Source organism: Rhodococcus sp. NPDC076796, from assembly GCF_040702765.1.
GTDB lineage: Bacteria > Actinomycetota > Actinomycetes > Mycobacteriales > Mycobacteriaceae > Rhodococcoides.
The window spans coordinates 86,452-108,058 of sequence record NZ_JBFBMS010000003.1; the positions used below are offsets into that span (position 1 = coordinate 86,452).

18 protein-coding genes are annotated in these 21,607 nt (G+C 65.8%); 5 read left to right on the forward strand and 13 right to left on the reverse strand.

Features of this window, described 5'->3' with window-relative positions; genetic code table 11:
• Together scpA and mutA are read right to left on the reverse strand one after the other, a co-directional pair.
• Entirely contained in the window at positions 1 to 2,271 is a 2,271-nt protein-coding gene (gene scpA, locus AB0366_RS10610) for a methylmalonyl-CoA mutase (protein ID WP_366244396.1), read from the reverse strand.
• Positions 2,272 to 2,287: 16 nt separating this feature from the next.
• Positions 2,288 to 4,165 (reverse strand): methylmalonyl-CoA mutase small subunit, encoded by a 1,878-nt coding sequence (gene mutA, locus AB0366_RS10615; protein ID WP_366243931.1) that lies wholly within the window; start codon positions 4,163 to 4,165, stop codon positions 2,288 to 2,290.
• A gap of 170 nt (positions 4,166 to 4,335) precedes the next feature.
• Between mutA and AB0366_RS10620 the strand changes: the two genes are divergently transcribed.
• Genes AB0366_RS10620 through AB0366_RS10630 form a run of 3 tightly spaced genes read left to right on the forward strand, consistent with a single transcriptional unit; the run spans position 4,336 to position 6,189 of the window.
• Positions 4,336 to 5,052, forward strand: coding sequence for a TVP38/TMEM64 family protein (locus AB0366_RS10620; protein ID WP_121869903.1), 717 nt, complete (start codon positions 4,336 to 4,338; stop codon positions 5,050 to 5,052).
• 31 nt (positions 5,053 to 5,083) lie between these two features.
• Complete coding sequence (locus AB0366_RS10625; protein WP_121869904.1) at positions 5,084 to 5,683, forward strand: hypothetical protein; 600 nt, start codon at positions 5,084 to 5,086, stop codon at positions 5,681 to 5,683.
• Positions 5,680 to 6,189 carry a hypothetical protein gene (locus AB0366_RS10630; RefSeq protein ID WP_366243932.1) on the forward strand — a complete coding sequence of 170 codons (510 nt, stop codon included), beginning with the start codon at positions 5,680 to 5,682 and terminating at the stop codon, positions 6,187 to 6,189. Before AB0366_RS10625 ends, AB0366_RS10630 begins: the two co-directional genes overlap by 4 nt.
• 12 nt (positions 6,190 to 6,201) lie before the next feature.
• Here the strand turns inward: AB0366_RS10630 and AB0366_RS10635 are convergent, their stop codons facing one another.
• From AB0366_RS10635 to AB0366_RS10645, 3 genes are read right to left on the reverse strand one after another with little or no spacing between them, the layout of a single operon-like run.
• Positions 6,202 to 7,386 carry an SPFH domain-containing protein gene (locus AB0366_RS10635; protein WP_121869906.1) on the reverse strand — a complete coding sequence of 395 codons (1,185 nt, stop codon included), beginning with the start codon at positions 7,384 to 7,386 and terminating at the stop codon, positions 6,202 to 6,204.
• Positions 7,387 to 7,389: 3 nt separating this feature from the next.
• Positions 7,390 to 7,821, reverse strand: a complete 432-nt coding sequence (locus AB0366_RS10640) for an NfeD family protein (RefSeq protein WP_037190035.1) — start codon at positions 7,819 to 7,821, stop codon at positions 7,390 to 7,392.
• Positions 7,822 to 7,875: 54 nt separating this feature from the next.
• Complete coding sequence (locus tag AB0366_RS10645; protein ID WP_121872419.1) at positions 7,876 to 8,685, reverse strand: DUF3097 domain-containing protein; 810 nt, start codon at positions 8,683 to 8,685, stop codon at positions 7,876 to 7,878.
• A 76-nt stretch (positions 8,686 to 8,761) separates the two neighbouring features.
• Between AB0366_RS10645 and AB0366_RS10650 the strand changes: the two genes are divergently transcribed.
• Positions 8,762 to 9,589 (forward strand): hypothetical protein, encoded by an 828-nt coding sequence (locus AB0366_RS10650; protein ID WP_366243933.1) that lies wholly within the window; start codon positions 8,762 to 8,764, stop codon positions 9,587 to 9,589.
• 35 nt (positions 9,590 to 9,624) lie between these two features.
• Here AB0366_RS10650 and AB0366_RS10655 read toward each other — a convergent pair whose 3' ends face one another.
• From AB0366_RS10655 to AB0366_RS10690, 8 genes are all read right to left on the reverse strand, one after another.
• Positions 9,625 to 10,704 carry a ferrochelatase gene (locus tag AB0366_RS10655; RefSeq protein ID WP_366243934.1) on the reverse strand — a complete coding sequence of 360 codons (1,080 nt, stop codon included), beginning with the start codon at positions 10,702 to 10,704 and terminating at the stop codon, positions 9,625 to 9,627.
• Between the two features lie 99 nt (positions 10,705 to 10,803).
• A complete protein-coding gene (inhA, locus tag AB0366_RS10660; RefSeq protein WP_094615150.1) occupies positions 10,804 to 11,628 on the reverse strand; it encodes an NADH-dependent enoyl-ACP reductase InhA in 825 nt (274 codons plus the stop codon).
• 57 nt (positions 11,629 to 11,685) lie between these two features.
• Positions 11,686 to 12,408, reverse strand: a complete 723-nt coding sequence (fabG1, locus tag AB0366_RS10665; protein ID WP_121869908.1) for a 3-oxoacyl-ACP reductase FabG1 — start codon at positions 12,406 to 12,408, stop codon at positions 11,686 to 11,688.
• 66 nt (positions 12,409 to 12,474) lie between these two features.
• Positions 12,475 to 13,467 carry a VWA domain-containing protein gene (locus AB0366_RS10670; protein ID WP_121869909.1) on the reverse strand — a complete coding sequence of 331 codons (993 nt, stop codon included), beginning with the start codon at positions 13,465 to 13,467 and terminating at the stop codon, positions 12,475 to 12,477.
• Positions 13,464 to 14,462, reverse strand: a complete 999-nt coding sequence (locus AB0366_RS10675; protein ID WP_366243936.1) for a DUF58 domain-containing protein — start codon at positions 14,460 to 14,462, stop codon at positions 13,464 to 13,466. The genes AB0366_RS10670 and AB0366_RS10675 overlap by 4 nt, the downstream gene beginning before the upstream one ends.
• Positions 14,459 to 15,700 (reverse strand): MoxR family ATPase, encoded by a 1,242-nt coding sequence (locus tag AB0366_RS10680; protein ID WP_366243938.1) that lies wholly within the window; start codon positions 15,698 to 15,700, stop codon positions 14,459 to 14,461. Before AB0366_RS10680 ends, AB0366_RS10675 begins: the two co-directional genes overlap by 4 nt.
• A gap of 214 nt (positions 15,701 to 15,914) precedes the next feature.
• On the reverse strand, positions 15,915 to 17,354 hold the full coding sequence (locus AB0366_RS10685) for an NlpC/P60 family protein (RefSeq protein ID WP_366244397.1): 1,440 nt from the start codon (positions 17,352 to 17,354) through the stop codon (positions 15,915 to 15,917).
• Positions 17,355 to 17,883: 529 nt separating this feature from the next.
• Positions 17,884 to 18,426 (reverse strand): DUF6676 family protein, encoded by a 543-nt coding sequence (locus tag AB0366_RS10690; protein WP_366243939.1) that lies wholly within the window; start codon positions 18,424 to 18,426, stop codon positions 17,884 to 17,886.
• Positions 18,427 to 18,774: 348 nt separating this feature from the next.
• Between AB0366_RS10690 and AB0366_RS10695 the strand changes: the two genes are divergently transcribed.
• Entirely contained in the window at positions 18,775 to 21,585 is a 2,811-nt protein-coding gene (locus AB0366_RS10695) for an aconitate hydratase (RefSeq protein ID WP_121869912.1), read from the forward strand.
• Positions 21,586 to 21,607 lie beyond the last annotated feature (22 nt).

The window sequence follows — 21,607 nt, forward strand, 5'->3', positions numbered from 1 at the left end:
TCAGGCGTTGGCCTCGCGTGGTGCATGTCCGAGCGCAACGGACAGCTTCTCCACCAGCCCGATCGCCGCGTCGGCGATCACAGTGCCCGGAGGGAAGATCGCCGCGGCGCCCGCCGCGTAGAGCTCGTCGAAATCGCCGGGCGGGATGACGCCACCGACGACGATCATGATGTCCTCGCGCCCGACGTCGGCCAAGGCCTGTCGCAAGGCGGGCACCAGCGTCAGATGGCCTGCTGCCAGTGACGACACTCCGACGACGTGAACGTCGTTGTCGGCGGCCTGACGGGCCACTTCCTCGGGCGTCTGGAACAGCGGGCCGACGTCCACGTCGAAGCCGATGTCCGCGAACGCCGTGGCGATGACCTTCTGGCCGCGGTCGTGCCCGTCCTGACCCATCTTGCACACCAGGACGCGAGGCCGACGGCCCTCGTCCTCGGCGAACTGCTCGACCAGCGTGGTGGCGCGGGTGATGTTCTCGGATTTGCCTGCCTCGTCGCGGTACACACCACTGATTGTCCGGATTTCGGCCTGATGGCGCCCGTAGACCTTCTCGAGCGCGTCGGAGATCTCGCCGACGGTGGCCATCTTGCGCGCCGCGTCGATGGCGAGCGCCAGCAGGTTGTTCTCCATGCCCGGCTGGTCCGACGCCGCAGCTCTGGTCAGGTTCGCCAGGGCGTCCTCGACCTCGGCGGTGTCCCGCTCGGCTCGCAGTCGCTCCAGCTTCTCGATCTGCTCGCGCCGAACCTTGGAGTTCTCGACCTTGAGCACCTCGATGGTGTCGGGCTCGTCGGGCACGTACTTGTTGACGCCGACGAGGGGCTGACGGCCGGAGTCGATGCGCGCCTGGGTGCGGGCCGCCGCCTCCTCGATGCGCAGCTTGGGGATGCCCTCGCCGATGGCCTGAGCCATGCCGCCTGCTTCCTCGACCTCGGCGATGTGTGCCCGAGCCCGGTTCGCAAGCTGATGGGTGAGCCATTCGACGTAGTGCGAGCCGCCCCACGGGTCGATCGGGCGCACGGTGTTGGACTCCTGTGCGATGAGCAGCTGGGTATTGCGGGCGATGCGTGCCGAGAAGTCGGTCGGCAGGGCGAGTGCCTCGTCGAGGGCGTTGGTGTGCAGCGACTGGGTGTGGCCCTGGGTGGCCGCCATCGCCTCCACGCAGGTGCGGGCGACGTTGTTGAACACGTCCTGTGCCGTCAACGACCAACCCGACGTCTGCGAATGCGTGCGCAGTGATCGGGATTTGGCGCTTTTGGGCTCGAACTGCTGGACGAGCTCGGCCCACAGCAGACGCCCGGCACGCAGCTTGGCAACCTCCATGAAGAAGTTCATTCCGATAGCCCAGAAGAAGGACAGTCGCGGTGCGAACGTGTCGATGTCCATGCCCGCATCCAGACCGGCCCGGATGTACTCGACACCGTCCGCGAGGGTGTACGCGAGTTCGAGATCCGCTGTGGCACCGGCTTCTTGGATGTGGTAGCCGGAGATGGAGATCGAGTTGTACTTGGGCATCTTCTCGCTGGTGTACGCGAAGATGTCCGAGATGATGCGCATCGAAGGCTTGGGCGGGTAGATGTAGGTGTTGCGCACCATGAACTCTTTGAGAATGTCGTTCTGGATGGTGCCGGCGAGCTTCTCCGGCCCGACGCCCTGCTCCTCGGCGGCCGCGACGTACAGCGCCAGGATCGGCAGCACCGCACCGTTCATGGTCATCGAGACCGAGACGCTGCCCAGGTCGATGCCGTCGAACAGTTGCCGCATGTCGTAGATGGAATCGATGGCGACTCCGGCCATTCCGACGTCACCCTGCACTCGGGGGTGATCCGAGTCGTAGCCGCGGTGAGTGGCGAGGTCGAACGCCACCGACAGACCCTTCTGGCCGGCCGCGAGGTTCCGACGATAGAACGCGTTGGACTCGGCCGCCGTCGAGAAGCCGGCGTACTGCCGGATCGTCCACGGCTGGTTGACGTACATCGTGGGGTACGGGCCGCGCAGGAACGGCGGTGCGCCCGGGTAGCTGTGCAGCGGGTAGCCCTCGGCCTCGGCGGCGGCACGATCTGCCTCGGTGAACACCGGCTTGACGTCGATGCCCTCGGGGGTGGACCACACCACCTGCTCGGGCGTGTAGAAGTTGGCCTTCGCACCCTGCTGCACATGGGCGGTGACGTCCTCGGCCGACGGCGGCGTCGGGGTCGGCTCGTCGGGATCGACCAAAGGCACCTCGGCGAAACTTCCGATGGTGTGCGAGATTCTGCGCTCGTCGTTGTTCATGTCAGGCTCGCTCATCTCAGGCTCCCAGGGTGTCGAGAAGTTCGGTCAGCACTGCGACGGCGTCGACTTTCGCGGTCAGGAATCCATCGGGACGCGAGGTGCCCTCGATGCCGGTGAATATCTTCTCGGGGCCGGCGAGCAGAACCTGCGTGACGCCCGCTGCCCGGAGCGCGTCCACCGCAGTGGCGGCCTCGTCCGTGTATCGCTTGTCGGTGCCGCACACCACGGCTATCCGAGCTCCGGACGTCTCGACCGATCCGGCGATTCCGTCGACGGTCAGGGGACCGGGGTTGACCGCCTCGATACCGCCCGACGCCAGCAGGTTCGACGCGAATGTCGTTCGGACGTTGTGTTCGGCGACGCTGCCCAGCGGCACCAGGAGCACTGTGGGGCGCGAATCGTGCTCGGCCAGGTAGGCATCCGACCGGTCGCGCAGCGACTCGAATGCCCGGCCGTATCGATACACCGTTGTCGACCCCTGCGGCGCGGTTCGTTCGGGACTCAGCGGAGCCTCGGCCAGGTTGGGAAATTCGTTGACGCCCGTCAGCGGGGTCACTCGGTGAGCGATGTCGGAATCGCGTTCGGCGCGGGTCTTCTCGATCGCGGCCACGAGCGAACCGTCGTCGACGGCGGCGCGGAATCCTCCCGACGCTTCGATGGTCTGGAAGAACTCCCAGGCCTTCGCGGCGACCGCTGCCGTCAGTTCTTCGATGTACCAGGACCCGGCACCCGGATCCAGGACCCGTCCGAGATGCGCTTCTTCGAGCAGCAGCAGCTGGGTGTTTCGGGCGATGCGGGCCGCGAACGTCTTCGACACCCCGGCTGCGCCGCCGCCGAGTGCCGCATCGAACGGGAGCACGGTCACCGAATCGGCACCGCCCACTCCCGCTCCGAACGACGCCAGCGTGGTCCGCAGCATGTTCACCCACGGATCCCGCTGCGACATCATTGCTTCCGAGGTCACCGCATGCTGAGGAGCGTCACCGGCGTCGGGAGCTCCGCACACCTGCGCGATCCGCGCCCACAGCGTGCGAGCGGCCCGGAACTTGGCGATGGTCTGGAACTGGTCGTCGGTGGCGGAGAACCGGAACTCGATCTGTCGCAGGGCATCCGAGATGCCGATACCGGCATCGGTCATGGACCGGAGATACTCGAGTCCTGCGGCGATCGCCGCGCCGAGCTCCTGTGCGTCGCCGCCACCGAGATTGTGGAACACGGTGCCGTCCACCGTGATCGCACGAACCGTCTCGGCGCGACCGATCGACTCACGAACCAACTCGAGCGCCTCGGTCATCTCGATCGACTCGGCTCCGCCCAACCCCGCTGTGAGAGTGGACACGCCGAGCCGGACGTCGACTGCGGCGCGCTCGTCGATATCGGCCGAATCGAGTACCCCGAACACCGCGGCTGCCGCTGCGGACGCGTCCCCGCGCGCATCGAGCGTCAGCGGTGCGAGCTCGAGAAACACCCCACGCAGAACCTCCGGCAGAGCAGTGGGGTCGACGCCACCGTCGCCGACCGTCAACCACAGGGCGCTGGTGCCGTTGGAGAGCGAATCGAGTATCTGGGTATTGAGTATCGACGCGTCGTCGGCGCCGCGTACCGAGCCGTGGCGGGTGCACACCTTCCATCCCGCGTTGACGTCGCGGTGGGGGTCGCGGCCCCGCAGGTAGGGAAACTGCCCGGGCAGCGGAGCTTCCGGTCGCTCGTCGAACGCGGTGTACAGCGGGGACACGGTGATCCCGTCGTACGTCGTGGAATCGAGCAGATGTTCGGCATCGGCGGGCAGATCGGCCACCTCGACCCGACGAGATTTGGCCAGGACACCGGCCACTGCCTTCTGCCAGGCCGCATGAGCGCTGCGTGCGGCATCTTCGTGCGACGCGATGGACACGTGTGCTTGCTCCCTCGGTTCGGCGGGTAGTCCTGCGCCCGACTTGAAGTGATGCTAACCCCACTGCATTGCAGGTTATCGTGAGGATCACCTCACGTTCGGTCGTGCAGCTCTGCTCTCGAACTCGGGAAGCAGCGAGGTGTCGTCTCGCGCCGGTACGCTGGCCTCTCGTGACCCGGCACCTGCGTGACGTTCGACTGATCGCGCTGCTGGCGGTGATTGCCGTCTTCGCTCTGGTAGCGGTGTTCGCACCCCATCCGACTGTCGAACAGATTCGTGAGTGGGGCACCTCCGTCGGCCCGGCATTCCCGCTCGTGTTCTTCGGCGTGCACGCGATCGTGACCGTAGCGCCCGTCCCGAGGACCTTGTTCACGCTCAGTGCAGGAGTGCTGTTCGGGCCCCTGACCGGTCTGGCGGTCACCATCGGCGCGTCGACGGTCAGCGCGATTCTGGCGCTGCTGTTGGTCCGTGCGATCGGTCGCGAAGCCGTGGCGGCGCGGATGTCGCACTCGGCTCTCGATTCGGTGGACGAGAGTCTGCGCCGACGAGGCTGGCTGGCCGTCGGCTCTCTGCGTCTGATTGCGCCGGTGCCGTTCTCGTTGGTGAACTACGCGTGTGGGGTGTCGGCGGTTCGGCCCGTCCCGTTCGCGCTGGCGACGGCCGTCGGGATGCTGCCTGGCACTCTCGGAATCGTCGTGATCGGCGGAGCGATCGGAGGCGAGACACATCCGGCGCTGCTGGTGTTGTCTGCGGTCTGTATTGCGATCGGTCTGAGTGGGCTGGTCGTGGATTGGCGTCTCTCGCGCGGTTCGCGATCCGAGCCTGCCCCCGCGGGCGGCCGACAGGTCGGGAACCTTGATTCTGACGAATCAAGCCTTGAAGCTTGACTGAACTACATCAACGATCTAGCCTTGTCCAATGTTCGTGCTGACCGTGGACCAACGCCGCAGTAGACGCGATATCGATCGCGTGCCCGAACTGCTCGATCGATATCGCGACCACGAACTGATCCGACCCTTCGAGCGCACCGCAGGAGACGAAGTGCAAGCCGTCTGCGAGGACGCCGCCACCGTCGTCTCGATCGCTCTCGAACTGGTCTCCACCCCGCACTGGAGCGTCGGAATCGGCATCGGCTCCGTCGAACTCCCGCTACCCGAGACGACACGCGCCGGACGCGGACCGGCGTTCGAGGCAGCCCGAGACGCCGTGACCCGAGCCAAGAATGCCCCGGCAGCACTCGCCGTCAGCGGCCCCGATGTCGCTGCCGCCGAGGATGCGGAGACAGCATCGACCCTGGTTGCGCTGCTTGTCATCAGACGATCGGACCAGGGCCGAGAAGCTGTCGAACTCATGGCCCGCGGGTTGTCGCAGACCGACGCGGCCGAACGGTTGAAGATCAGTAAACAAGCCATGTCGCAACGACTGTCGGTAGCCGGCTGGCACGTCGAGAACGCGGGCCGCACCCTGGCGACTCGATTGCTCGACACAGCGAACACGACGGGAAGCAACCGACCATGATCGTCGCCACCCTGGTGCTGCTCGCGCTGACCGCAGTTGCCGCTACCGTTCCCGCCGGCACCGGAATTCGCCGATGGTTGCCCACCGTCGCGGCGTCGAGTCTGCTCGCGGCAGCGGCGGTCCTGGCCACGGTGGCCGGACCGGCCTACGGTCTCGGCCATGCCGTCGGAGTGGTCCTCAGCGTCGTCGCGGCGGCCCTGGGTGGAACGGCGATGGTACCCACCGTGTTTCGCATCGCACGACGACGACGCGACTCGACCGGAGACGATCCGGTCGAGCCGCTTCGTGGTGGACTGACGATAGGCATCCTCGAACGCGTGGCCGTCGCGGTGTCGATTCTCGCCGGCTGGCCGGAAGGCATCGCCATCGTGCTGGCAGTCAAGGGACTCGCGCGCTACCCCGAACTGCGCGAATCCCATGCCTCCGAACAGTTCATCATCGGCACCTTCGCCAGCGTCCTGTGGGCCCTGGCCGCTGCCGGGGTCGGAACTGCCCTGATCAGCTGATCGGGGCCGAACTCAACGCTGTTCCGGCTCCGCCTCCGGCGACGCCGCCAGGGCACCGACGTCGAACCCCTTCGACAGCTCGGGTGCGGATGCCAGCGACGTGTCGACCGGCTTGCGCGCCACTGCTTCTGCAGCCTTGACCGCCTCGGCGACCGCCGGATCGGTCTTGGTCTCGAACCATTCGGCAACCTCGTCCGAGTCGTCCTCGGGCTTGGGCTCGTTGCCGGCCGACTCGTTGGGCTCGTACCGGAACACACCGTCCTCGCCGGGCGCACCGAGTGTCTTGGCGAACCCCTTGAGAGCGTCACCGAAATCGCTCGGAATCATCCACACCTTGTTCGCATCACCCTGAGCCATCTGCGGCAGCGTCTGCATGTACTGGTACGCCAGCAACTCGGGTGTCGGCTTGCCTGCCTTGATGGCACCGAACACCTTCTCGATCGCCTTGGCCTGACCCTGAGCCTCGAGGTACTTCGCGGCGCGATCGCCCTGCGCACGCAGGATGCGCGACTGCCGCTCACCCTCGGCGGTGAGAATGGACGCCTGCTTGCCACCCTCGGCTGCAAGAATCCGGCTCTGCTTGTCGCCCTCGGCCGTCTTGATCGCCGATTCACGATGACCCTCGGCAGTGAGGATGGTCGCTCGCTTCTCGCGATCGGCCTTCATCTGCTTCTCCATCGACTCCTGAATCGAGGGCGGCGGGTCGATGCTCTTGAGCTCGACTCGGGCCACTCGCAGGCCCCACCGGCCGGTTGCCTCGTCCAGTACAACGCGGAGTTGACCGTTGATCGAATCACGCGAGGTGAGAGTCTCTTCCAACGTCATTCCGCCGACGACGTTGCGCAGAGTGGTGGTGGTCAACTGCTCGACACCGACGATGTAGTTGTTGATCTCGTACACGGCCGACTGCGGGTTGGTCACCTGGAAGTAGACGACGGTGTCGATGGACACGGTCAGGTTATCCTTGGTGATCACCGGCTGCGGCGGAAACGACACGACTCGCTCACGCAGGTCGACCTTGGCGCGGATACGGTCGACGAACGGCACGAGAAACGTGAGCTGACCGGACACGGTGCGCGTGTAGCGGCCGAGCCGCTCGATCACGGCGGCCTCGGCCTGCGGGACGATCGAGATGGACTTGGCCATCAACACCGCGACGAACGCGACGATGACAGCCAGTGCGATGAGTGCTTCCACTGGCTACGGTCCCTTCCATACGACGGCGGTAGCGCCGTCTATTTCCATCACGGTCACGGTGGTACCCGGGGCATAGACCTCGGTCTCGTCGAGTGGACGAGCGGTCCACACCTCCCCACCGAGCTTGATCTGGCCTTCGTGGGCAGTGACCTGTTCGAGAACCACCGCACTCTTGCCGGTGAGCGCGGCCATTCCCATCGGGGTGTCGGGCGGAGTCGCGAAGCGCCGCAACAGAATGGGGCGCAACCCGAGCACCAATGCCAACGACAGGACACCGAAGACGATCGCATCGGCCCACACCGGGAAATCGGTCAGAGCCGAGACGCCTGCGGTGCCGAGCGCGCCGCCGGCGATCATCAGAAGAAAGAAGTCGCCCGTCAGTGCCTCGGCACCGGCGAGTACCACTGCCGCTATGAGCCAAATGATCGCTGCCACAGCCTCCATCCAAGCACGAATCGGACAATTGCCGGTGCGTTGCTGGACACAGCCCTACTCGGTGACGAAGTCGACCAATTGTTCGACGGCTCCGATCAGTGGTGCTTCGAGATCACGGAAGCTCGAGACCGACGAATACACCCGACGCCACCCCTCCCGCGGACTACCCCACCCCAGCTCTCGGCAGATTCCAGTTTTCCAATCCTCACCCCGCGGGATCTTCGGCCAGGCATCGATACCGACAGCAGCGGGTTTGACCGCCTCCCAGACGTCGATGAACGGATGACCCGTGACCAGAACGTGCTCGCCCAGCGACCTCGTCAACTTCGACTCCTTGGACCCGGTCACCAAATGGTCCACCAGCACTCCGACGCGTCGGCCGGGGCCGGGACCGAAATCCGCCAACCGCTCCCCCAGGTTGTCCAGACCCTCCAGATGCTCGACGACCACGCCCTCCACCCGAAGATCGTGCCCCCACACACTTTCCACCAGGGCCGCGTCGTGCACGCCCTCGACCCAGATGCGGCTGGCACGGGCGGTGCGCGCGCGTAGGCCCTCGACTTTGGTCGAACCGGACGCGGAACGCGTCGGTGCCGCCGCTGCCGCCGCAGGCTTGGGCCGAACCAGGGTGACCCGACGTCCGTCGATCAGGAATGCTGCCTCGCGCAGGGCGAACAGCCGCGTCGTGCGCGCACCGTCCTCGAGCCGGACGAAATCTCCGTCGTAGGTGCGCTCGAAGCCGACCACGGCACCGCAGTACCCGGTTCCGGCATCTTCGACGACCAATCCGCGCTCGGCCGACACCTCCGGTGCCGGAACCTTGCGCATGCGACTGTGCCCTTTGAGAATGTCTCCGCCGTACATGTCGTTCACGGCGACCAACGCTAGCGACACCGGCGTCCCGAGCACGGTTCGCCACGCCGACCTATGCTCGTGAGTCGTGTGTTCCTCTAGTACGAGTCTCGCCCTGTGGGCCGGTTCCTGGCTGGCCGGTGCCAGCTCGCCCGACGACGTCATCGACGCCATGTCCGAGTGGGCACCGATGCATCTCGTGGGTGCGGGCGATGCGGACGCGGCCGAGAACTTCGGGCTGGAGTACCCCGGCTACGCCGATGGAATCGCGGGCTTGCTGCACGCGATCAGAGCGGCTGCAACGGCGTCGACGCCCGCTGCCGGAGACGATCGGGTCAAGCTGGTTCTGCCTGTTCCCGGCGCGGTGAGCGGCCTCCCCGCGAACACGGACTTCTCCCGAGCTGCCCTCGGCACCGGTCAGGCGGTGGTGATCGGGACCTCGGGTAACGCCGGGATCGGGTTGGTGCCCGTCGTGGAGGGCCCGGATGTGTTGCGCTGGACCGTGTATTCGATCGTCGTCCCCGAGCACGCACAGCGGGACCAGGGGTTGGGTGAGGCCGAGTACGAGATGCGTGAGGCCGTGCGCGGCGCGGCGGACGCTCTCGCGCAGATGCAGTCGCTACCCACCCGAACCCCAGACGCCGATCCCCGCACCCGTATCGCCGCCTTGATCGCCGACGCGGCACGGCATCGCTACCCCGCAGAAATGTCCGACAGGGCGTTCCGCGTCCTCGAATCGGCGGATCGGGTCGCCGCCATTCTGACGGTCGCGGCGGGATCGGCTCCGTCGGAAGCACCGACCGCGTCGGCAGCCGCAGCACGTGAAGAACTCGTTCGACCGCTGTGGGCTGCAGTGCGTACCGCGCGCACCATCGCTGTGGCGACGAGCATCGAAGCGGCGATGCACTCCGCCTGACACCCCATCGGGAAGCGGGTGTCAGGCAGAGACGTTCACGACGAGGCGGCGGCGGGCCTGGAGGGGCGGGTGGGCTGCTCACAGCAGCCGACGGCGCAGCGACTGCCGTCCAGTGTCGAACCGTAGCCGGGCACGCTGCCGAGTCCGCGGCATCGGCCACCGACTCGGTATTCGTCCACGAGTTCGCGAATCATCTGCGGGAAACGCGCGTCGGATCCGGGGGTGCCTGCGCGAGCGAAGGCCATTCCGAGTTCGCGGGCCTTCTCCTCCGCTTCGGTGTCGAGATCCCACACGACCTCGAGATGGTCGGACACGAATCCGATCGGACACACGATCACGGCGTCGACGGACTTCTCCGACAGCGCTTCGAGGTGATCACAGATGTCGGGGTCCAGCCACGGCACCTGCGGGGGTCCGGAGCGGGACTGCCACACCAGGTCGTAGTCGTCGACACCCGACGCGGCCGCGACGAGCCTCGAGGCCTCGGTCACCTGACGGCTGTAGAGGTGGCCGCCGTCCTCGGGCGGGCCTGCGTTGGCGTCGGCGGCCGAGGGGATCGAGTGTGCGGTGAACACCAGACGTGCACCGTCGCGGTGCTGCTCGGGCAGTGATGCTCGCGCCGATGCGACCGCGTCGCTGAACGCGTCGACCATCAGCGGGTGGTCGTAGTACTGCCGAATCTTGAGCAGATGCGGCGCATCGTCACCGACGGCGGCGCGAGCCCGGGCGATGTCCTCGTGGTACTGCCTGCATCCGGAGTAGCCGCCCCAGGCAGAGGTCGGAAAGACGAGTGCGTTCCTGATCCCGTCCGACTTCATGGTCGCGACGGTGTCCTCGATCATCGGATGCCAGTTACGGTTTCCGAAATAGATCGGCAGATCCACTCCGGCGGAATCGAATTCGCCGCGGAGTGCATCGATGATGTCTCGGTTGAGTCGGTTGATCGGCGAGACTCCCCCGAAGTGCATGTAGTGCTCGACGACGGCATCGAGCCGCTCGGGCGGCACTCCACGTCCGCGAGTGACGTTCTCCAGAAAAGGGCGTACGTCGGCGGGCTGTTCCGGCCCGCCGAACGAGAGCACCAACAATGCGTCGAAGTCTCCAGGGGTGGTCATGATTCCATTGTGCCCCCGTCGCAGACCGGCCCCGGCGGGGGTCCGATCGGCGAACGAAACCTCTCGGTGGGCGCACGTACGGTTACGCCCACCGCGGCATCACATGTTCTCGGGCAGGTACGTGTTGTGGCTGGCTCCGCCGTCGACGTACACGATGGATCCGGTGGTGCCGGGCAACCAATCCGAGAGCAACGCGACGATCGACTTGGCGACGACGGTGGGGTCGTTGACATCCCAACCGATCGGAGCAGCGCCGTCCCAGTAGACGTTGAGCTGATTCATCTTGGCCGCGTCGTCGGTTGCCGTACCCGCGATGGCCTTGGCGGCCAGGGTCTTGATGGGGCCGGCAGCGACGAGGTTGGAGCGAATGCGCTTGGCGGCGCCCACTTCCCGGGCGACGTAGCGGTTGACCGATTCCAGTGCAGCCTTGGCCACGCCCATCCAGTTGTAGTACGGCATCGACGTGCGCGGGTCGAAGTCCATTCCGACGATGGAGCCACCCTCGTTCATGACCGGCAGAACTGCACGCGCGAGCGATGCGTAGCTCCACGCCGAGATCTCGAAGGCCTTCGCAGCGTCAGGTCCGGGGCCGTCGAGGAACGGCTTCGCGTCAGGGCCCATCAGGGTGCGGGGAGCGAATGCGATCGAGTGCAGAACCCCGTCGATACCCTCGGGTGCTACTTCGCGTACGCGGTCGGCCAGCGCCGCGAGGTGCTCCTCATTGGTAGCGTCGAGCTCGATCGCCGGGGGCACCTCCTTGGGCAGACGCTGTGCAATGCGGTCGATGAGCCGAAGCCGATCGAACCCGGTGATGATCACCTTGGCACCCTGCTCCTGCGCCATGGCAGCGGCGTGGAACGCGATCGAGGCATCGGTGATGATGCCGGTGATGAGAATGGTCTTGCCTTCGAGCAATCCGCCCATGGTGCAGTGTTCCTTAAATCGGAGGTGAATGTCTATATCGTTGCGCGAAAGGGACTTTCAGTGACCCATGCCCAGACCGCCGTCGACCGGGATGACCGCACCGGAGACATAAGCCGCATCAGGCGAAGCCAACCAACTCACGACGCCTGCAACCTCTTCGGCTTTACCCTTGCGCGCGAGCGGAATTGCTTTGACGGCCATTTCCTGGATCTTCTCGTCCAGGACCTGAGTCATCTCGGTGTCGATGAATCCCGGCGCGACGACGTTGGCTGTGATCGAGCGGGAACCGAGTTCACGGGTCAGCGAGCGCGCCAAGCCGATGACGCCAGCTTTCGATGAGGCGTAATTCGCCTGACCGGCCGTGCCGGTCATTCCGACTACGGAACCAAGGAAGATGAACCGACCGTAACGGGCACGAAGCATCGAGCGACTTGCCCGCTTCGCCACGCGGAACGCACCGGTGAGGTTGGCGTCCAGAACATTGGAGAACTGCTCGTCAGTCATCCGCATGATGAGTGTGTCGTCGGTGGTGCCGGCGTTCGAGACCAAAACCTCGACCGGCCCCTGCTTCTCCTCGACCTCCTTGAAGGCCGCGTCCACCGAGGCGGAGTCGGTGACGTCGCAGACGACTCCGAACAGCCCGTCGGGAGCGCCGGAGCCGCGGTGGGTGACGGCTACCTTGTGGCCGTCGGCTTGGAGCCGCTGGGCGATGGCAAGACCGATTCCCCGGTTACCTCCGGTGACGAGTACCGATCGCGCGATGAAGTCAGGTGTGGACATGCCTAGCAACCTATCTGTTCGTCCTGGAATGACAAAGCGAAACTTACTGGTGAGTAAGAACAACGATCACGGAAGACGTTGCCTCATCACCAACGCCGAACCGAGGCCGACCGAGATGCACAGAACACCGAGAATCAGCCAGGGACGCGAGGCGTCGCCGCGGGTGATCTCGAAACCGATCTGCTCCTCCAGGGTGTCGTACACGTCGCGGAGGTCCTCGAGCGACGACGCGGTGAAGAAGCTGCCGCCGGACAGATCCGCGATGTCCCGCAACGACGGATCGTCCACCGGTACCGGCACCCGTTCGACTCCGGCCTCGTCCTCGATTTCGACCGAGCCATAGCTCGTGCCGAACGAGATGGTGGAGATGGGGACGTTCTTGTCCTTGGCGGCTCGCGCCGCGGTGTACCCGCCGCGTGGATCGTCGAGGTTCTGCGGAACGGTCTGCTTGCCGTCCGAGAGCAGCACGATGCGCGCCGGTGGTGCCGCGTCGCCGCCGCCGAGTATCGCGCCGAGAGTGTCGATCGACTGGAGCGAGGTGAAGATCGCCTCGCCGGTGGCCGTTCGCTCACTGAGCTGCAGCTTGTCGATGGCGGACTTGGTGGCTTCGCGGTTGGCCGTAGGCGAGACCAGAACCGACGCGGTACCGGCGAACGCGACCAATCCGAGATTGATGCCGGGCGTCAGACCGTCCGCGAAGGATTTTGCTGCTTCCTGTGCGGCGGCCAACCGAGTCGGCTCGACGTCGGTGGCCTCCATGGACAGCGACACATCGATCACGAGCATGACGGTCGCCCGGTTCCGCGGCACGCGCTCGTCCGCCGTCGGGCCGGCCAGCGCGACCGTGAGGAACATCAGACCGACCAGCACCAGTGCGGTGGGCAGGTGACGTAACCGGTTCGGCCGATCGGGCGCGACGGACTCGAGCAGTTCCATGTTGGAGAACCGCAGTACGTGCTTCTGCTTGCGCCGCTGGATCCAGACGTAGCCGACCGTCAGTGCGATGACGACGACGAGGAATCCGAGCCACCACGGCGACGCGAAATCGGTCAGGCTCATCGTGAACCCGCCCGAGCGGTGTTGGTGAACCCGGATCCGATGGTGTGCCTGCGTGCGGTCACGAACCGTACGACGTCGGCGATCCAGTCACCGTCGGTGCGGAGCGTCAATCGGGGTGCACCGCACCGCCGCAACGCCTTCTCCACGTCGTCGCGGTGTGCAGCTGCTGCGCGCGCGAAATCTGCGCGCAGCCGCGGCGTCGTACTGAATTCGCGAGTGCGGCCGGATTCCGGGTCGTGGAGAACGACGTCACCGACGTCGGGCAGTTCCAGATCACGTGGGTCGAGTACCTCGACGGCCAGCACGTCGTGCCGAGCGGAGATGGCCCGAAGCGAGCGCTCCCAGTCGATCGGCCCGAGAAAGTCGCTGATCACCACAGCCATCCCGCGGCGGCGTTCGGGCCGTCGCAGCGCTTCGATGGCAGCGCGCAGGTCACCGCGCACACCGTCGGCCGCAGCAGGCGTGGTGGCTATGGCACGGAGCATCGACTGCGTGTGCACGCGGCCGCCGCGCGCCGGAATGCGGTTGGTGTCGGAACCGGTGGCAACCACCGCGCCGATTCGATTGCCGCCGCCGCCGGACAGATGTGTGATGGCAGCCGAGGCCGCGACCGCGAGATCCCGCTTCTCGCACCCGGTGGTCCCGAAGTCGAGGCTGGCCGACAAGTCGACCACGAGCCAGGTCTCCAGCTCGCGGTCGGCCACGGACTGCCGCACGTGCGGATGCGTCGTACGCGCGGTGACCGACCAGTCCATCTGTCGAACATCGTCGCCCGGCTGGTACTCCCTGGCGTCGCCCGGTTCGGATCCAGGACCGGGGATCAACCCGAGATGGTCACCGTGCAGCACCCCGTCCAGCCGTCGACGCACCGTCAGTTCCAAGGTCCGCAGTGCTGCGGCGAGCTTCGGATCACGAAGCTCACCCGAACGGAACGACGGTGGCCGGGCCACGACGGCTCGGCCTGAGGTCGCGGAGGCGGTTTCGGATCCGCTCACTGCCCCGGCGTACCGATCGATGATCCGTCACCCGACGGCTTCTGCAGAGACGGTGCGGGCTGGCCGTACGGCCCGGCCTGCGGATGTTGTTGAGGGCCGGGCTGTTGAGGGCCGGGCTGCTGGGGTGCAGGCGGTTGCCCCTGGCCGGGAAACTGGCCGGGTGCCGGAAACTGCCCCTGTGTCGGGTACGGCCCCTGCGGCTGACGTCCATCGAAGTGCGGTCCGTCCGGACCGGATCCGTTGCTCTGCGGTACCGCCTGCGGCGACACCTGCGGTAACCCGACGGTCTGCAGCACCCGGGAGATGACCGTCTCGGGCGTCACCTCGTCGGCCAGCGCGTCGTAGGACAGCACGAGACGGTGCCGGAGCACGTCGGGAATGACCTCGAGTACGTCCTGGGGAACGACGTAGTCGCGACCCCGGAGCAGAGCCAGTGCGCGGGAGGCCGCGATGATGCCGAGCGTCGCACGCGGCGATGCACCGTAGGCGATCCAGCTGGCCACGTCGTCCATACCGAACTGCTCGGGAGTACGGGTAGCAGCGATGACCCGGACCACGTAGTCGACGAGTGCGTGGTGCACGAACACCGAGCCGGCCAGATTCTGCAGGCGAACCAACTCGACCGGGTCGAGGATCTGCTTGGGTTCGGGGGCCTTGATGCCCATGCGGTAGACGATCTCGCGTTCCTCCTCGACCGTCGGATAGTCGACGACGATCTTGAACAGGAACCTGTCTCGCTGTGCTTCGGGAAGGGGGTACACACCCTCGTTCTCGATGGGGTTCTGCGTTGCCATCACCAGGAACGGATCGGGCATCGGGAACGTCTTGCCGCCGATGGTCACATGCCGTTCGGCCATGACCTCGAGCAGAGCGGACTGCACCTTCGCCGGCGCACGGTTGATCTCGTCGGCCAGCACGAAGTTGGCCACGACGGGTCCGAGTTCGGTGTCGAACTCCTCACGGCCCTGACGGTAGATGCGGGTGCCGACGAGGTCGGTGGGCACCAGGTCGGGAGTGAACTGAACTCGCGAGAACGAGCCACCCACCACCCGTGCGAAAGTCTCGACCGCAAGGGTCTTGGCGACGCCGGGTACACCCTCGAGCAACACGTGTCCGCGGGCGAGCAACCCCACCAGAATGCGCTCGACCAGCCGATCCTGACCGACGATCACGCGCTTGACCTCGTACACGGCCTTCTCGAGAAGCTGGACGTCCTCGGCCAGGGCCGGACTGTCCACCCGCTTCGGCTCCCCACCCGGTGGATTCGGAGTCGGAGACTCGACTCGCGTCGACCCCTCGTCGTTCGAAATCCGGCCGTCACGTGATGTCACCAAGAATTCACCGCTTTCAGTCGATCGTCGTCGGGCACGTTTCATACCGCCGCAATCAACTATTCCAGGTGATCGGGATGCGCGCCGAAAGGCACCCCCGACGCGCGCGCCGGATCCGCGCTCAGGACACCATGCGCACGGCGTACGGCGTCATTCCGCTGTATCGCACGTCGGACACCTTGACCACCGAACCCGATTGCGGGGCTTCGAGCATCTTCCCGTCGCCGAGGTACAGCGCGACGTGTTGGCTGGCGTTGGGTCCGTAGAAGATCATGTCGCCGCGCTTCATCTCCGAGGACGGCACCTGCTTGCCCGCCGTGTACTGATAGCCGGTGTAGTGCGGCAGCGAGATGCCAAGCCCTGCGAAGGCGTAGATCATCAGCCCCGAGCAGTCGAAGCCGACCTTGTTGTAGTCGCCGTAGCTGTCTGCGACTCCGCCGTCCCTGATGCCCTTGGTCGGTCCGTTCTCGTCGCCGCCGCCCCAGGAGTACGGCACGCCGAGTTGGCTCATTCCGCGGTCGATCGCCAACTCGACAGCTGCGCTTCCGGTGACCGACGGGGTCGTGGACGTCTTCGGTTTGGCGGGCGTCTTGGGCGTGGTGGGGGTGGTAGGCGTGGTAGGGGTGGTCGCGGTCGAACTGTCCGAGTCGGTCGATGCGCTCGAATCGTCGTCCACGTCCACGTGCGAACGCTGGCCCTCGGCGAGGGCCGCCGCGCGTTGCTGCGCCGCCAGGTTGGCCGATACTCGCGCAGCTGCCTGTACAGCAGCTTCCTTCGCTGCGGCCGTTGCGGCGGCGATGGCCGCATCCTCTGCCGCCTTCTGCGCCTCCCAGTCGCCGTACGCGGCTCGTTGGTCCTGCAGACCGGCGACGTTGCTGCGGGCGGCATCGAGTTCGGCCTGCGCCGAGTCACGCTGCGATTCGATCGTGGCCTTCCGGTCGGCCTCTGCCTGCAGCGCTGCCTGCGCCTCGGCGATGGCCTGTTCGGCCTCTGCCTTCTTGGCCTCGGCTTCCGAGGCGGCGGCGTCGGCCTGCTGCTTGGACTCACGCGCCGCCGAATCCCGGTTCGCCTGCTCGGTACGGGCCCGCTGCAGGCCGTCGAGTACCGCGTTCTGACTGTTGGAGAGAACCTTCAGGACCTGAGCGCGGTCCAGAACGTCGTCCGGTCCGCTGGATCCCAGGAACGACGCCATCGAGGCGACGCCCGAGCCCTGGGTGTAGCTGGATTTGGCGAACTCGTCGAACTTGGCCTGGGCTGCCTGGATCTGGGTGCCTGCATCGGCGAGAGCCTGCTGCGCGGCACCGACGATTGCGGCAGCGACATCGGCCGCGTCACGTGCGTTCTGCAGATCGACCAGGGCCTTGTTGACGCCTTCTCGCTTCGACGCGACCTCGTCGTCGAGTTGGGCGAGCTGCTGGTTGGCCGAGGCGATCGCGTCGATCAGCTGACCGACCTGGCCCAGGCTCGAATCGACGGCGCTGCCCGCGGCGGCGATGTCGGTGTCCGAGGGGTTGGGCGGTGGCGGTGGTACCGCGGCGGCAAACCCGGGAAGGGTCGCCATCAACGCGAGAACGAGGCCTGCGCCTACCAGCACGAATCGGGTACGGACGAGTGCACGGCGGTGAGTTCCGCGGACTTGACGTCGGCTCACAAATGTCTCCCTCGGGTCCGGCATTCACTCGGGTTCGCGTCGAACCGTCGTGCCGTCGAGGTGCTCTCCGTCCTCCACCCCGATCGCAGGTGACGGTGAGCGTTCTCGCCGGGCGGGAAAGAAACACGCAGCGATACGACAGGTGCGAACCACGTCAGTCACACCCGAAGCAGTGGCCTCCCGAGTTCCCCACGGATGACAACCGCCTTCTGCGACACTCCTTCCCCAGCAGTGCCAATGGCACCGTACGACACTTCGCACCCTAAAGAAACTCCAGTCACAAATGACACATTGGTAATTCGACCAGGCACAACGCCGTGAACTCGGCGTTTACCGGAAACAATTTTTCCGACTTTTTCGGACGACCTCACGGACATGATCGGGACCGGGTCGAACGGTGTGGGCGTCGGTCAGTCGAACGACACTCGGACGAGCGTGCTCAGTCGGCGACGGACTCGCTGTGCGCGCGGTCGTTCGTCTCCGCACGAGAGCGATATCGGCGGACCTTGACGACAGCTGTCAAGGCCGCGACCGCGGCGACCACGACGACGAGACCGCCCGTGAGCAGCCCCCACGGTGTCTGATCCTCGACGAGGGTGTCGACGAAGTTGTCGGCAGCGACGACGTGGTTGCCGGTGTAGGTACGGTCCTGGCCTGCTTCGAGGGTCACCCGACTGATCGAGTCGCTGAACGTGCCCACCTGCCCGGGGCTGAGCACGAGAACCGTGCCGCCCTCGCGTGCTCCGACAGCGGTGGCGAGGTCTCGCAGTTGCGAGTCGTGGCGAGGTTCGGTCGGCACGATCACGATGCTCAGATCGATGCCGTGGTCCTCGGCGCGCGCGACGGCAGCGGACAACCCGGCTTCCTCGTCGGCGGGGGCACTGACGCCGGACTCGCGGACCGTGGCGACGATGCTGTCGACGTCCAGACCTGCCGGAATATCGGTGGCAAGTGGGGAAACGGCGTGAATCGGCTCAGGCATCTCTCGTCCAGTCGGTAGGAACCAGTCGGGTCGAACCCTACGTCACCGCCACGCCCATACCTGGTAGGCCCGCAGGTCCGGCGCAACTACTGAGGTCGCCCTTCATTGCGCAGCCGGGAGCACTACGTGAGGATCGTCGTGTGGATCGGTCTCTCGACACCCACCGAGAACCCGGCCGCAGGTTTTCACAGGACAAGCGTACTGTTAGACTTCCATCGAGACACTGACCGTGCGTCCGCCTCGAACTCTCACTCCAGAGTTTCGATGCCGAGGCCCGCAGTCAGCGCCTCGCTTCAACCGTCGACACAGCCCCGTCGGCGGTGTGCCTCATAGACGAGTGGAGCTGAAGTGACCGCAAGTAATGATTCATTCGGTGCAAAGGGCACCCTCGACGTCGGAGAGAACTCGTACGAGATCTTCCGACTGTCGGCCTTGCCCGGTGCCGAGAAGTTGCCCTACGCACTGAAGGTCCTCGCGGAGAACCTCCTTCGCACCGAGGACGGTGCCAACATCACCGCCGACCACATTCGTTCGATTGCCTCGTGGGATCCGTCCGCGGAGCCGAGCTTCGAAATCCAATTCACCCCTGCACGCGTCATCATGCAGGACTTCACCGGTGTTCCCTGCATCGTCGACCTCGCCACGATGCGTGAAGCCGTCACCACCCTGGGCGGCGACCCCAACAAGGTCAACCCCCTCTCCCCCGCCGACATGGTCATCGATCACTCGGTCATCCTCGACGTCTTCGGCCGCGCCGATGCTCTCGAGCGCAACGTCGACCTCGAGTACGAGCGCAACGGCGAGCGTTACCAGTTCCTGCGTTGGGGACAGGGCGCGTTCGACGACTTCAAGGTCGTCCCCCCGGGCATGGGCATCGTGCACCAGGTCAACATCGAGTACCTGGCACCGACGATCATGACCCGCAAGGGCCAGGCCTACCCCGACACCTGCGTCGGCACCGACTCGCACACCACGATGGTCAACGGCCTCGGTGTGCTGGGCTGGGGCGTGGGCGGTATCGAAGCGGAGGCGGCCATGCTCGGCCAGCCCGTCTCGATGCTCATCCCCCGCGTCGTCGGTTTCAAGCTCTCCGGTGAGATCCAGCCCGGCGTCACCGCGACCGACGTGGTGCTGACCGCAACCGAGATGCTGCGCAAGCACGGTGTCGTCGGCAAGTTCGTCGAGTTCTACGGCGAGGGCGTGGCCGAGGTTCCGCTCGCGAACCGCGCCACCCTGGGCAACATGAGCCCCGAGTTCGGTTCCACCGCAGCGATCTTCCCGATCGACGAGGAAACCATCAACTACCTGCGCCTCACCGGCCGCAGCGACGAGCAGCTCGCGCTCGTCGAGGCGTACGCCAAGGAACAGGGCATGTGGCACGACCCGAAGAACGAGGCCGTGTACTCCGAGTACATCGAGCTCGACCTCAACTCGGTCGTTCCGTCCATCGCGGGCCCGAAGCGTCCGCAGGACCGAATCCTGTTGTCCGAGTCCAAGGTTGCGTTCCGCAAGGACATCCACAACTACGTCGAGGAGAACCACCCCAAGCACGAGGGCGACAGCAAGCTCGACGAGGCCCTCGACGAATCGTTCCCGGCCAGCGACTCCGCTTCGCTGAGCTTCGCCGAAGAAGATTCGGTCGACGTACGTTCTGCCGCATACGGTTCCGAGGGTCGTCCGAGCAAGCCGATCCGCGTCACCACGGACGAGGCAGGCGAATTCGTGCTCGATCACGGTGCCGTCGTGGTTGCGGGAATCACCTCCTGCACCAACACCTCGAACCCGTCGGTCATGCTCGGCGCAGCACTGCTCGCCCGCAATGCCGTGGAGAAGGGGCTGTCCACCAAGCCCTGGGTCAAGACCAACATGGCTCCCGGCTCGCAGGTCGTCACCGACTACTACGAGAAGGCCGGCCTGTGGCCGTACCTCGAGAAGCTCGGCTACTACCTCGGCGGTTACGGCTGCACCACGTGTATCGGTAACACCGGTCCGCTGCTCGAGCCGATCTCGAAGGCGATCAACGACAACGACCTCTCGGTCACCGCAGTGCTGTCGGGCAACCGCAACTTCGAAGGCCGCATCTCCCCCGACGTGAAGATGAACTACTTGGCTTCGCCGCCGCTGGTCATCGCCTACGGCCTGGCGGGCACGATGGACTTCGATTTCGAGACCGACGCTCTCGGCGAGGATCACGAGGGCAACCCCGTGTTCCTCAAGGACATCTGGCCGTCCGCCGAGGAGATCGAATCGACCATCCAGTCCTCGATCAGCCGCGACATGTTCAGCAAGTCCTACGAGACCATCTTCGCCGGTGACAGCCGCTGGCAGAACCTGTCGACCCCCGAGGGCGACACGTTCGAGTGGGATCCCAAGTCCACCTACGTGCGTAAGCCTCCGTACTTCGACGGCATGACGATGGACCCGGCTCCTGTCGAGGACATCACCGGTGCACGCGTGTTGGCCCTGCTCGGCGATTCGGTCACCACCGACCACATCAGCCCGGCCGGACCCATCAAGGCAGGTACGCCTGCCGCGCAGTACCTGGATTCGCACGGTGTCGAGCGCAAGGACTACAACTCGCTCGGTTCGCGTCGCGGAAACCACGAGGTCATGATTCGCGGAACGTTCGCGAACATTCGCCTCAAGAACCAGCTCCTCGACGACGTCTCGGGCGGCTACACCCGCGACTTCACGCAGGACGGTGGACCGCAGTCCTTCATCTACGACGCGTCGCAGAACTACCAGAAGGCCGGCATTCCGCTGGTCGTGCTTGGCGGCAAGGAGTACGGCAGCGGCTCCTCGCGCGACTGGGCGGCCAAGGGCACCTCGCTCCTCGGCGTCAAGGCCGTCATCACCGAGTCGTTCGAGCGCATCCACCGCTCCAACCTCATCGGCATGGGCGTCGTTCCCCTGCAGTTCCCGGCCGGTGAGAGCGCATCGTCGCTCAAGCTCGACGGCACCGAGACCTTCGACATCGTCGGAGTTGCGAAGCTGAACGAGGGCACCACCCCGAAGACGATGACCGTCATCGCCACCAAGGAAGACGGCTCCAAGGTCGAATTCGAGGCCGTGGTTCGCATCGACACCCCGGGTGAAGCGGACTACTACCGCAACGGCGGCATCCTGCAGTACGTGCTGCGCAACATGATCAGAGGCTGAGTGCGCGTCGTCTGACGTATGC

Bases quoted from the DNA above. Each gene is read 5' to 3' on its own strand.
- scpA (WP_366244396.1), bottom strand. From the start codon at position 2,271: ATGAACAACGACGAGCGCAGAATCTCGCACACCATCGGAAGTTTCGCC.
- AB0366_RS10625 (WP_121869904.1), top strand. From the start codon at position 5,084: ATGTTCGTGCTGACCGTGGACCAACGCCGCAGTAGACGCGATATCGAT.
- AB0366_RS10630 (WP_366243932.1), top strand. From the start codon at position 5,680: ATGATCGTCGCCACCCTGGTGCTGCTCGCGCTGACCGCAGTTGCCGCT.
- AB0366_RS10645 (WP_121872419.1), bottom strand. From the start codon at position 8,685: ATGTACGGCGGAGACATTCTCAAAGGGCACAGTCGCATGCGCAAGGTT.
- AB0366_RS10655 (WP_366243934.1), bottom strand. From the start codon at position 10,704: ATGACCACCCCTGGAGACTTCGACGCATTGTTGGTGCTCTCGTTCGGC.
- inhA (WP_094615150.1), bottom strand. From the start codon at position 11,628: ATGGGCGGATTGCTCGAAGGCAAGACCATTCTCATCACCGGCATCATC.
- fabG1 (WP_121869908.1), bottom strand. From the start codon at position 12,408: ATGTCCACACCTGACTTCATCGCGCGATCGGTACTCGTCACCGGAGGT.
- AB0366_RS10670 (WP_121869909.1), bottom strand. From the start codon at position 13,467: ATGAGCCTGACCGATTTCGCGTCGCCGTGGTGGCTCGGATTCCTCGTC.
- AB0366_RS10685 (WP_366244397.1), bottom strand. From the start codon at position 17,354: ATGGCGACCCTTCCCGGGTTTGCCGCCGCGGTACCACCGCCACCGCCC.
- AB0366_RS10690 (WP_366243939.1), bottom strand. From the start codon at position 18,426: ATGCCTGAGCCGATTCACGCCGTTTCCCCACTTGCCACCGATATTCCG.